9 protein-coding genes and 1 CRISPR repeat array are annotated in these 12,391 nt (G+C 34.5%); of the genes, 1 reads left to right on the top strand and 8 read right to left on the bottom strand.

The window, feature by feature from the left end; all coding sequences use genetic code 11:
- Positions 1-8: 8 nt before the first annotated feature.
- A CRISPR array of direct repeats spans positions 9-363; the repeat unit is 47 nt; unit sequence GTTGTGAATTGCTTTCAAAATTTACTATCTTAGTGACCAGTCACAAC.
- Positions 364-420: 57 nt separating this feature from the next.
- The 3 genes from cas2 to cas9 are packed head-to-tail and all read right to left on the bottom strand — an operon-like array spanning position 421 to position 5,883.
- Positions 421-759, bottom strand: a complete 339-nt coding sequence (gene cas2, locus ABMQ40_RS06975) for a CRISPR-associated endonuclease Cas2 (RefSeq protein ID WP_295231988.1) — start codon at positions 757-759, stop codon at positions 421-423.
- Complete coding sequence (gene cas1 / locus ABMQ40_RS06970) at positions 756-1,649, bottom strand: type II CRISPR-associated endonuclease Cas1 (RefSeq protein WP_370897921.1); 894 nt, start codon at positions 1,647-1,649, stop codon at positions 756-758. Before cas1 ends, cas2 begins: the two co-directional genes overlap by 4 nt.
- A gap of 25 nt (positions 1,650-1,674) precedes the next feature.
- Positions 1,675-5,883, bottom strand: a complete 4,209-nt coding sequence (gene cas9 / locus ABMQ40_RS06965; RefSeq protein WP_370897919.1) for a type II CRISPR RNA-guided endonuclease Cas9 — start codon at positions 5,881-5,883, stop codon at positions 1,675-1,677.
- 433 nt (positions 5,884-6,316) lie between these two features.
- Here cas9 and ABMQ40_RS06960 point away from each other — a divergent pair, with 433 nt between their 5' ends.
- Positions 6,317-8,440, top strand: a complete 2,124-nt coding sequence (locus ABMQ40_RS06960) for a Tex family protein (protein ID WP_370897917.1) — start codon at positions 6,317-6,319, stop codon at positions 8,438-8,440.
- 113 nt (positions 8,441-8,553) lie between these two features.
- On the opposite strand, the gene ABMQ40_RS06955 is transcribed toward ABMQ40_RS06960, so the two are convergent.
- From ABMQ40_RS06955 to ABMQ40_RS06935, 5 genes are all read right to left on the bottom strand, one after another.
- A complete protein-coding gene (locus tag ABMQ40_RS06955; protein ID WP_370897915.1) occupies positions 8,554-8,730 on the bottom strand; it encodes a BF3379 family histone-like protein in 177 nt (58 codons plus the stop codon).
- 110 nt (positions 8,731-8,840) lie between these two features.
- The gene (locus ABMQ40_RS06950) at positions 8,841-9,194 is read right to left on the bottom strand and encodes a DUF488 domain-containing protein (protein WP_370897913.1); all 354 of its coding nucleotides are present in this window, start codon (positions 9,192-9,194) and stop codon (positions 8,841-8,843) included.
- Between the two features lie 208 nt (positions 9,195-9,402).
- The gene (locus ABMQ40_RS06945; protein WP_370897911.1) at positions 9,403-9,990 is read right to left on the bottom strand and encodes a hypothetical protein; all 588 of its coding nucleotides are present in this window, start codon (positions 9,988-9,990) and stop codon (positions 9,403-9,405) included.
- A gap of 790 nt (positions 9,991-10,780) precedes the next feature.
- Positions 10,781-11,365 (bottom strand): DUF6705 family protein, encoded by a 585-nt coding sequence (locus tag ABMQ40_RS06940; protein WP_370897909.1) that lies wholly within the window; start codon positions 11,363-11,365, stop codon positions 10,781-10,783.
- 713 nt (positions 11,366-12,078) lie between these two features.
- Positions 12,079-12,354 carry a hypothetical protein gene (locus ABMQ40_RS06935; RefSeq protein WP_370897907.1) on the bottom strand — a complete coding sequence of 92 codons (276 nt, stop codon included), beginning with the start codon at positions 12,352-12,354 and terminating at the stop codon, positions 12,079-12,081.
- Positions 12,355-12,391: the final 37 nt, after the last annotated feature.

The raw sequence follows: 12,391 nt of genomic DNA, 5'->3' as shown, positions 1-12,391 counted from the left end.
CTCAGGTAGTTGTGAATTGCTTTCAAAATTTACTATCTTAGTGACCAGTCACAACGAAAAGAAGAGCATTACAATAGCTCAGGTAGTTGTGAATTGCTTTCAAAATTTACTATCTTAGTGACCAGTCACAACAATAGGGCCCGGGAAGCTCCACCACCTGGAGTTGTGAATTGCTTTCAAAATTTACTATCTTAGTGACCAGTCACAACAATTTTTGGGATTATTACTCTATTTATCGTGTTGTGAATTGCTTTCAAAATTTACTATCTTAGTGACCAGTCACAACAAATGCCCGTGAATGCTCATGTACTTGTAAGTTGTGAATTGCTTTCAAAATTTACTATCTTAGTGACCAGTCACAACCTCAAAATTTAATCCGTTGAAATTCAACGGATTTACTATTTGATCAGGATTGAAAAATCAGAATAATTCCAGCTGTTGGAAAGCGGGTGGCGGTTCTTCTTTATTCCTGGCAAAAAAGATTTCAATATCCCCAAACTGTTTATCCGTAATACACATAATGGCAACCTTTCCTGCTTTAGGAAGCATAAATTTCACTCTTTTTATATGGACTTCGGCATTTTCACGGCTTGGGCAATGCCGCACATACATGGAAAACTGAAAAAGGGTAAATCCATCATCGATCAATGCTTTGCGGAAACGGTTTGCATCTTTCATATTGGCTTTGGTCTCCGTTGGCAAATCGTATAATACTAAAACCCACATAATCCGGTATGCATTGAACCTTTCGGCATTCATATCAGTTCAGGATAAACAATCAGACGTTTTTCTCCCGTATAGCATTTATACAGCGAAGCAGCTGTTATTTTTACAGCTACCAGTAATGGCCTGGTTTTACCATCAATTTTCACATCTTTTGTAGCGACCTGTAATATATGCGCTTTAAATTCTTTTGTCAGCTCATCAGAGTTTGGGTTCCTTGCGAGCCAGTTCATAACCAGTAAATCAATAAACGGACGGTAAGGCTCCATCAGATCATCAGCAAGACAGTAAGGGTTGTACTTATTCTTGTGGAAGATCCCCAGAACCGGAAGCAGACCGGTTTCTACAATAGCCCTGGCAACAATACTCCGCAGAACGGAATATCCGAAATTGAAAAACTGATTAGGGGAATCTCCATACCTTTCTCTCAGAAAATCAAGGCTGATAAGGTATTTCCAGTAATGTTGAGCCGCTATGCCTTCCATATTGGTGATATCTCCGCTTTTCACATTTCTCTGGTATTCAAGCATCGGCTCAAAATAGTTACCCAACCTCATCAAAACATTTTTCTGGTTTTCAATCTTGCATTCTACGGTTTGTTTCCACAGCTGCTTTTTTAAAGGTTCACTGGCTTCCAGCTGGTCCTTCACCCGGTCAGAATGTTCCGTATGCCCATAAAGAGGCAGCATTATCCCATGAGGCAGATGCTGTGCATCACAGCTGATCACTACCACATTATTACCCATCATCTTTTGTATCAGCTGATGGGAAACTGTGATCTGAAAATGATCTAACATCAGCAACCCCAGATCCTCAACCGGGATGCTCCCTTTCTCTACTTTGGTTTCGGGACAAAAGATCTTCATTTGCTCATCCCTGAGCTTAAGATAGGCAGGATTGCCGATATAAATGGACCGGGTGATCATTGATAATCATTTTATTATTTAAACACTATTCTCCCACTTGAACAATTTTCCCAAGATTATTGAGTCTTATTTTCAAAATATTTCTAATACCATTTAAACCCTCTCTTTTCCAAGTGATTCCTTTTAATTTAGGATTATCTTCTACACTGGTTTCCAAATGATGTCTAAAGAAATAATCTTTTGTGGCAATTTTCTGTACTCTAAACAAATTCTTAGAAATCAAGCTTAAATTATTAGCATCAAACAAATCGATTTCTTTTGGATTAAAATCTTTTGAGGGAAATAAAAACATTTCATTCTGCTTCATCGTGAAAAGAAACTTCCATCCTAAATCCGAATTATATTCTTTATCAATAATTGAGAGTCCTTGATTCGCTCTTTCTACCGCCTCATAAAAGCTCACTACCCTTTCTTGTAAGTTCTCATTTGTATCTTCATAAATAGCAACGTGATGATTATTACCAGTACTCACAAAATCCACAGGCATTCTATTTCCGTCTTCATCAAGAATTTCTTTTCCAAAATGATCTTTTTTATAATGCAATGCCTCAGCATTATTTATTCCTGTTATCGTTACTGTTTTTATTGCAATTCCTTTAGATTCATTCAGCCAAATCGGATTTTTCTCTAAATCTGAAAATGCTTCTTTAACATTACCATTAAATGCATCCAAACGTTTTTTTAAGATTTCTTTTACTCCTTTATCAATGATTTTATCTAAATTTTTATAGTCTTTAAAATTATCTGAATTCACGGCTTTTCTTATTGTGTAACCTGTTTCATACCAAGCTAAGATTACACTTTCCGGTATTTGTTCAGTTTTATCTTCATTCAGATATATTGGATTTTTAGCCAAAGTGTTTTTCCCCGTAAAGGCTTTTTTAGAATCTCCTTCAAATTCTTGCAAACGCTCGAATAAAGCCTTTCTATATTTGTGATTCTGAACTTTATTAATGGTTTCCCAATCGAACTTTCCGGATATTTTTTCTTCTTTAGTTTTAAGAAACTTTGCGCTTCCGTATATGGTTTCTTTATGAAGCTGTCCTCTTGGTGTCAAAACAACCTTAGATACTACCCCACTCTTTTTCTTTGTTTTATTGATATTTTTAGTAACAACTTTATTTTTTACTTTATGTGAAATCAAAATTTCTTCCAAATGTTTTTTGGCTTCGGCTCTGAAATTCTTTACTGGTACTTTGAACTTTCTTTCCTTTGAACCATTTTTCTTTTCTTTGACTTCTGTAATCAAATTTTCAATGGCAAAAATATTGTGGTGCTCTTTGTGTTTTTCATCTCTCCGGGCATTCAAGTAATTAAGATACTGAATGTGGTTATGTGTGGTAAAAGCCACTGCAAGAGCATCCATTGCATGATGACGATGATCATTTCTTTTGGTCCATTCAATTATTCTTTCTTTTTCTTCTCCTTTAGAATTCGTAATCAATTCGGTCAAACCTATTGTTCTGTACTTTTCAAGATTAAGCTCTTTCATTATGTTTACCAGATTCCAATCTTCACGTAGCTTCTCTGTAATCCTACCAGACGTAGAAACCACAGTATTGGTAATACCGAACAAAATTTCTTTGGCTTTTTTAGCAATATATTGGGTGTCCCTCAAATCTCTCTCAATAAAACCATCTCCTATTTCGATACCTCTCTTTTGAAGTTTCACATACTTTGCTTTAGAAATGGCACCTTTATCAAATAATTCTTTGATAACATTAAGAAATTTTTCTAATTTTTCTTTTCCTTCAATTTCCAAGTAGTCAAATGAAGTAAAGTTTCCCTTTTTTAGATTGGCACCTCTTGGAACAAGAACTTTATTGGAAAAACTATCATCAAAAAAACGGGATTGTGGAATGATGTGATCAATATCATATTTATCTGTAAAGAGCTCTTCCTTTTTAATTTGAGTGTCTGTATACAAATCTTTAAATAGATTTTTCTCTAATTCCAGATATAATTTATATCGGATAATATCATTTCTTGATGGCATTTTTATTCCAAATTCCTTTTGCAAAATTTCTGCATATTTCTGATGAAGCACAGTTGCTTTGTTGATTTCAGCCGTCATACTTGCCCTTTCTTCAGCATTTTTTTTAAGTTCACGAGCCAGTTCTATTCTGATTTCATCCGGTTTTCCATATTCTTTTATGACTTCATTTACAATATTGATCATTTGATTCAAAACCTTCTCAACAACCGGATTTCTAAGGGCATTTTTAGGAAGATTTTCTAATTGTTCCTTCAAAATTCTGTTTGCCAATTCCTCTTTAGTCAATGAATTTTTAGAATGATTGTATCCTGCCATTGCTGTTGCAGAGAGTAAATTATCATCCATTGATTTTCTTGCAAAAGGTAATCCTGCTTTTAAATGAGGAATTATTTTTCGCATTGCTTTAGTACTCAGGCTTCCGTAATCCTGAGAAAATCCAATGTCAGCCAAAATTCTGGAATGCTCTTTTTTGAAGCCAAATTTCTTTTCTAACAGTTCATACAATTTTTCGTTTCCGGACGGAGAATCATCCCCTTCATAAGAATACAATAAATGCCAGAGCTGATAAGATTCTTGCTTTTCAAAGTCCTTTCCTTCAAGCTCAGGATTGAAATCCAAGACAGAAGTTTTAATTCCCAGCCCGTCAAATTTTTCTTTGACAAATTCTTTTATTTTTACGGCAGAAACTGAGATTTTGGATACTTTTATTTCATTGTCTGTACTGAGCTTAAATTCTTTTGGGAACGCCACATTTTCATTGGCCAGAATTTTCAAATAAGCATTATAAAGATTTTCGTTGGTTTTATTCCCATCAATTTCCTTAAAGTTACATTTCCAGTCCTTGGAAGAGTACCCAAGCAACTCAATAACTTCTTTAGAAGAAAGATTTCCTTTTATATTTAAATCAGTAAAAATAATTTCTTTGTGTTCTAAGTCTAAAGGAAATATCTCCTGGGTTTCCACATTTTTAAATTCTAAATCATTTAATCTTTGCCAAATTTTAAACTCCTGAAATAACGGGGATGATTTTGGAGCTACTTTCAACCCAACGATTTTCTTTTTGACATTTCCACTTTGAGTAACTTCAATTTCCTTATTCTCAAACTCACAAATACCGATTAACCCCTTTTGAGATTTCAATTTTCTCTGATAGAAAATAACGATATCCCGGATTTCTGCTTTAAGTTCATTCGTTAATTCTTTATGATATTTTGCCTGATTATCCCATATTTTCTCAAATTCATCTAAATAGTCCTGTCTGTAAAAAACCTGATTTTTTAACCTGGTATGTGGATTTTTCTGAAGCTGGGCATAAAGATATTCACCAACCGTTTGATTATTGAAATAAAGTTCTTTGCTTCTATCACTGATTGCTCCAAGATAACCACTGGAATTATTGAGATTGCTGTTAATTTCCTGAAATACAATTGCCAGACTTTCAAAATCCAGCTGTTTTTTCACCGCATCACTTCTCCAAAGATATTTTTCAATTTTCTTTTCCTGTACAGTGCCGGTCTGTTTGATTCCTATGAGGGAAAACGGTTCTTTTAAAATTGCCCAGGTTGCATTTTTATTTTTTCCTTGCAACTCCTTGTAGAGATTTTCTGTAAAAATTTCAGGGTTAAACTGCTTTTGAAAATTCCATACTTTATCAAATTCGGTTTGCAAATCAGAACGATAGAAGTCCGGTAATTGCTTTTTACCTTCTGTTAAAAGCTGATAAGAATATTCTCCCGGCGTCAGGTTTTCTTCATATAATTTTTTAGCAACAGACATCCCATCGATTATTTGTCCCTCTTCAGCGTTTTTTGCTTTTCTGCTGCTTTTGTATCCTCTTTTTTTATTGATTAAAAGTAAAACTCGTGCAAAATCAACCAACTCAATTTTCTCCTTTGCCGCTTTAGCTCTTAATTCCTGGGTTTGAAACGTAGAATTTTTCCCGATTTCTGTAAGCAGATCCCCTTCCTTCAAAATATTTCCTTTTTTTAAAACATCAATAAGATTCGCTCTTCGTAACTTGAATCTTTGCAGATTTCTTCGTGCACTTCTTGCCAAAGTTCTACCAGCATTGGTTGTAATTGGTTTTCCTTTTTCAAAATTAATTTGTTCGTCAACAGTTAATGGGTTCACACGAACGCCCAATTTTATAATCTCATTATTTTCAGGATTTTTAGAATCTTCCTGAACTAAAGCCCAGCCGATTGAGGAAACGCCAAGATCTAAGCCTAATATTCTCATGAATTAATTTTTTATCAGTTTCACTCTCCAAATATATTTATTTTTTATTACATTTGCATTGAAATTATAATTTTTCTTGACGAAGAAATTTTTCTTGGGCTCCAATCCAAGCTTTTTACAACCCCAAGTTGTATTATATAATTTCGACACAATTAACTCTTAATTATTAAATAAAGAATTTATTTATATTTGGAGAGTTTTGTGAATTGCTTGCCGGAATATTGGCTATTCCGGCTTTTATTTTTGTTAAATTTAAAAAGATAGATCTACATCGAAATACGGAAAACCGTAAAACAGATAAAAAAATAATTTCTATCTTTGACAATGAAAGCAATTCACAATAAGGATTATTCCGTTGTGAAAACATTTAAGGCGGGGGAACTCGCCTTTTTTCATTTTAAAAATGTTATTTTAGCACCTTCAAAAACCTTAAATGACTTCTTTAGAATTTATACAAAAGCACCTGCCCCTCACATCCCGTAGCATAGAAAATACTTTACTCCTACTGTCCGAAGACTGCACCATCCCCTTTATTGCCCGTTACCGGAAAGATAAGACCGGGAACCTGGACGAAACACAGATCGAACAGATCGCCAGGATCAGTAAGCAATTTGATGAGATCGTCAGGAGAAAGGAAACCATTTTAAAATCTATCGGAGAACAGAATGCCCTGACTCCTGAACTCCGACAAAGGATCGGGGAAAGCTTTGATATGCAAGAACTGGAAGACCTGTATCTTCCCTTCAAAAAGCGGAAAAAAACCAAAGCGGATGCGGCTAAGGAAAAAGGACTGGAACCTCTGGCCAAAATCATCATGAGCCAGAGAGATAATGATATCCGGTTTCTGGCTTCAAAATACCTGAATGAGCATGTAACCACGGAAGAAGAGGCCCTGCAGGGTGCCAGGGATATTATCGCAGAATGGATCAATGAAAATATGTACGTCCGCAGGAGCCTTCGCCGGCTGTTCCAACGTAAGGCGGTCATTTCATCAAAGGTGGTGAAGGCCAAAAAGGATGAGGAAGAGGCACAGAAGTTCTCTCAATATTTCGACTGGCAAGAGAGTTTAAATAAAGCACCATCCCACAGACTCCTTGCCATGCTGAGAGCGGAAGCGGAAGGATTTGTAAAAACGAATGTAGGAATTGACAAGGATGAAGCCGTTGATTGTATTGAAAGGGTAATTATAAAATCCGATAATGAAAGCTCTGAGCAGATCACTCTGGCTGTAAAAGACAGCTATAAAAGACTTCTGGAACCCGCCATTTCAAATGAAACGTTACAGGAAGCCAAAGAGAAGGCGGATAAAAAAGCCATTGAGATATTCTCTGAGAATTTAAGCCAACTGCTTCTGGCTCCTCCTTTAGGTGAAAAAAGGATCTTAGCCATAGATCCGGGATACCGAAGCGGATGTAAAGTAGTATGCCTGGATGAAAAGGGGGATTTGCTGCATAATGAAACCCTCTATCCTCACGCTCCGCAGCATGAGACCGGAATGGCGATGAAAAAGATCCGCTCCATGGTGAATGCCTACAATATTGAGGCGATATCCATCGGAAACGGAACTGCGAGCCGGGAAACTGAGTTTTTCATAAAAAAGATCGCATTTGACAAACCGGTACAGGTATTTGTAGTTTCAGAAGCCGGAGCTTCCGTATATTCTGCAAGTAAAATTGCAAGGGATGAGTTTCCCAACTACGATGTGACCGTCCGGGGAGCTGTCTCCATAGGAAGGAGATTGGCCGACCCTTTAGCAGAGCTTGTTAAGATCGATCCGAAATCCATCGGCGTGGGGCAGTATCAGCATGATGTAGACCAAACCCGGCTAAAGAATGAGCTTGATTCCACTGTGATGAAATGTGTAAACTCTGTCGGCATCAACCTGAATACGGCCAGCAAATCACTTTTAAGCTATGTTTCAGGGATCGGGGAAAAAATGGCTGAAAATATTGTCAATTACCGTATGGAACACGGCGCTTTTGAAGACAGGAAACAGCTGAAAAAGGTTCCAAGACTGGGTGAAAAGGCTTTTCAACAGGCTGCGGCCTTTGTCAGAATTACAAACAGTAAAAATCCTTTGGACAATTCTGCCGTACACCCCGAAGCTTACGGTATTGTAGAAAAAATGGCCCGGGACCTGGGAATTAAAACCCATGAACTGATCGCCAATAAAGAAAAAATCGCTTTGATTCGGCCCGAGCAATATATTACCGGAGAAATCGGTATTTTAGGGATACAGGATATTTTAAAGGAACTTGAAAAGCCGGGATTAGACCCGCGAAAGGCTGCCAAGATATTCGAGTTTGACCCGAATGTAAAAACCATCAAAGACCTCAGCCCCGGAATGATATTACCTGGAATTGTCAATAATATTACCGCTTTCGGATGTTTTGTGGATATAGGGATCAAAGAAAGCGGGCTGGTTCATATTTCCAGGCTAAAGGACGGCTATGTCTCTGATGTAAATGAGGTAGTGAAATTACACCAGCACGTGAACGTAAAAGTGACTGAAATTGACGAAACAAGGAAAAGGATACAGCTGAGCATGATCCTATAATTTCCGGGATCCGGACAGAAATACCGTTTGGCTTGCTAAACCGCATCAGTTCTTAGCATCAGGAAAATATAAGGTCCTAAAATAAAGATCCCTGCCAAAAGACAGGGACTTTTTTATTTTTTAGATTCCTCAACAGAAACTTTTCTGAATTCTTTAAACAATTTGCTTAGTTCCAGAGCTGATTTACGGGCTCTTGTTCCGGCTGCTTTGTTTCCTTTTTCTGCCTGTTGGTTTGCTTCAGTAATGAACGCTTCAAATTCCGAGTTGATTTTTTCAATTAATTCTTTCATTTTATTTAAAAATTTAGGCTGCAAATATAGGTTTTATGATAATTCCAGCCTAATGGTGACAGAAAAATTTACTCTGATTAATAAAATTTAATAAATCCTGGTGCTTTCCTTTACATGCAACTTTCCAGATACTCTTTCAGGATGATGGCATGGCAATGCTTCTCATCTTTTGCAGCATAAACCAATGTAATGGTATCCTGATCTTCATGGCGCTTAAGAAATTCCTTACCTAAGTTGTTATCATGAAGCTCTTTCCTGTATTTTTCAGAAAAGTCATCCCATAATTCAGGGTCGTGGTGGAACCACTTTCTAAGCTCATTTGAAGGAGCCAGATCTTTATTCCATTCATCGATATCCGCATCTTCCCTGGCCAGCCCCCTGGGCCACAGGCGGTCAACTAAAACCCTGTATCCATCTTCCGGAGCGGAAGCATTATAAACTCGTTTTAATAAAATTTCAGGCATTTTTAAAGTATCTGATATGAGATATGAAGCAAAATTTATTCCTATTCAATAAGATCAAATATTATGCAGTTTATGGAAAGGGTTAACCATTTAGTCAACAAGCATTTTCTGATCTCTATAATTGCAAGATAAAAATAACCTTGACCATTTGTGGTCAAGGCTAAATGATTTATGATAAATCGATCAGTTTAGTTAAGTTATTGAGATATTACTGTTTCGTAAAAATCAAATCTTTTGTTTCAGGAAGGTAAATATTAATATCTGTTCCTGGAGGGCATTTACTGTTGTCAAGAATAATATCATTAGGTTTATATTCCCATGAAAGCTGTGTGGAGTTTATTTTTTTTAGAATTATTTTCCCCCATCCAACGTTGCAATTTGTTCCCCTATAATTGAATATTACCTTAGTTCCACTATCTACAACCCATTGACTATAAATTGTATGAGTATATTGATTTATTTGGAAATTCATATTCTGGGTATCTTGTAAAATATTTCCTGTAGAATTTTTAACAATGTATCTTATAGATAAGACATCTCGATATATTTTTTTGTCTCCTAAATCGAAATATTTATCATTTTCTTTAGTAATATACAATGTAATTTGTTTTCCATTGTAAGATGATGAGTATTGCCCAATAAAAGCTTGCAGTTCATTATTTGTATCCTTTAAATATGATAGATTAGGTACATTATCCACAGCAGTACGAAGTGGAAATATCTGTTGAGCTTTACAAGATAACAAACTTATAAAAATGCTAAAAAGTATTGTTATTTTAATATTTATTGTTTTCATATTCTATTATTTGATTTATTATGAACAAGTTGTTGAAACTGGCTGGTTACTACTGTTTAAGCCTAAGGTTTTAACTGTACCATCACTTTCGATTCTTTGTAAAATTACTTTACCTTCTAGTCCCATATTTTTTAATGTTTCAAAGAAAAGTGTTTCCACCCCTAAATTATTTATTGAACCATCATTATTCATGTACATCATACCACTTATGACTTCATCCGTTAATTCTGATTCACGTTGTTGATACTTATAATACTTTTTGAAAATGTGCTTTCATTTTATTAGTTTTTAACACTACAATCTAAATATTTGTAGTGACAAGACTTGACGTGTTTCATAAATTTCCCAATTGGAATATTATACAAAATCACATCACATTCCATTAGCTTTGGACAATTGAAGCCACCACAAGGAATATTCTGTATTGATTACCAAAAATACAGCTTACAATTGTTTAGTGTTCAAACAGATTTATCAGATTCATGCAGATAAAAAAGAACATTTTTAAAATTTGCACTCTTAGATACAAAAACAAAAAAGAGAAAATGCAATTATTTAATTCAATAATTTACAAATTCTCTTTTAATTAAAGTGGCCCCAGAAGGACTACATTAAATTAATCTGCTACAACTCCTTAAATCTTAAAAACCTCTATGAATGCTTTATTTGTGGAGGTTTTAATTACTTTAAATTTAAGTTAATTAAAATTATCGTTTATGGCTAAAGTATTATTTATCCTTAGAAGTACAGTAAAAGATAAACCGATTAGTTTAGTTAAGTTATTGAGATATTACTGTTTCGTAAAAATCAAATCTTTTGTTTCAGGAAGATATATATTAATATCTGTTCCTGGGGGGCATTTACTGTTGTCAAGAATAATATCATTGGGTTTGTATTCCCATGAAAGCTGTGTAGAATTTATTTTTTTTAAATAAATATCACCCCATCCAACTCCACAATTAGTACCACCATAATAAAAAATTACTGTATTTTGTGAAGGTCTAGTTTTAGTGCTATATATTGTAAAACGAAGTTGATTTGCTGGAAAATTCATATTCTGTGTATCTTGAAGAACTACTCCAGAAGAATTTTTTACAATATATTTTATTGATAAAACATCCTGATAATACTTTTTCACTTTTAAATCAAAAAATTTATGATTTTGCAGACTAATAAATAAAGTAATTTCATTACCTTCAAAATTTGCTTTATAAGTACCAACATAGGGTGGGAGCTCATTATTTAAGTCTTTTAAATATGAATTATCAGATAACTTCATATAAGAAGAGTTTAATGGATATTCTTGTGCTTTACAAGATAAAAAGCTTATAAATAGACAAAAAAGTATTGTTGTTTTGATATTTATTGTTTTCATATTTTATTATTTATGAACAAGTTGTTGAAATTTGGCTGGTTACTACTGTTTAAGTCTAAGGTTTTAACTGTTCCATCACTTTCGATTCTTTGTAAAATTACTTTACCTTCTAGTCCCATATTTTTTAATGTTTCAAAGAAAAGCGTTTCCAGTCCTAAATTATTTTAATTAAAGTGGCCGCAGAAGGACTACATTCAATTAATCTGCTACAACTTCTTAAATCTTAAAAACCTTTATGAATGCTTTATTTGTGGAGGTTTTAATTACTTTAAATTTAAGTTAATTAAAATTATCGTTTATGGCTAAAGTATCATTTATCCTTTCTAGTTTGTCTTCCTGCTTAGTTATAAATAGCGAATTTCTTTTCCATTAAAATTAGCTTTGTAAGTTCCAACATATTGTGCCAACTCATTATTTGTATCTTTTAGATGAGCATTGTTTGGAATGTCTTTTAACGAAGTATTTAGAGGGAGAGTTTGTGCTGAACATAATAACGTGTTAATTATTAAACATATCAATAAAGTTCTTAAATATATTATTTTTATTTTTTTATAGGTTAATTTTATGGACATGGTGTTGCAGTAATTGAGCCCGAACTATCTTGTGTTACATTATATACTGTTCCGTTAGGCTCTACGCGTTGAAGGGCCACTTTATTGTCAAGTCCCATATTTTTTAGTGTGTCAAAAAAAGAGTTTCTAATCCTTTTTCATTCAAATCACCTGAACTGTTACTGTATGTATTTCCATTAACACTGGGTCAGTTAAATTCTTTTCAAGTTTTCTATATTGTTTTAAAAATTGTGCTATTTGCGCAGGTGAATATACAAAATTTGCTAATTCTGTTCCTGTACCCATATAACGTATTACATAATGTATATATTTAATGTTATCAGGACAAGTGCTACAATGCTCCGCAGCAACCATTCCTAAATAAGCATTTCCTACTCCATCATTTATACTTTGAGAAGATGCAAATCCGAATAGCAAGATAAAAAATAACCTTGACCGTTTGTGGTCAAGGTTA

The sequence above is a fragment of the Chryseobacterium gossypii genome (genome assembly GCF_041361455.1).
Lineage (GTDB): Bacteria > Bacteroidota > Bacteroidia > Flavobacteriales > Weeksellaceae > Chryseobacterium > Chryseobacterium gossypii.
The sequence above is the reverse complement of the archived record's forward strand: the minus strand, read 5'-3'. Positions and strand labels throughout refer to the sequence as shown.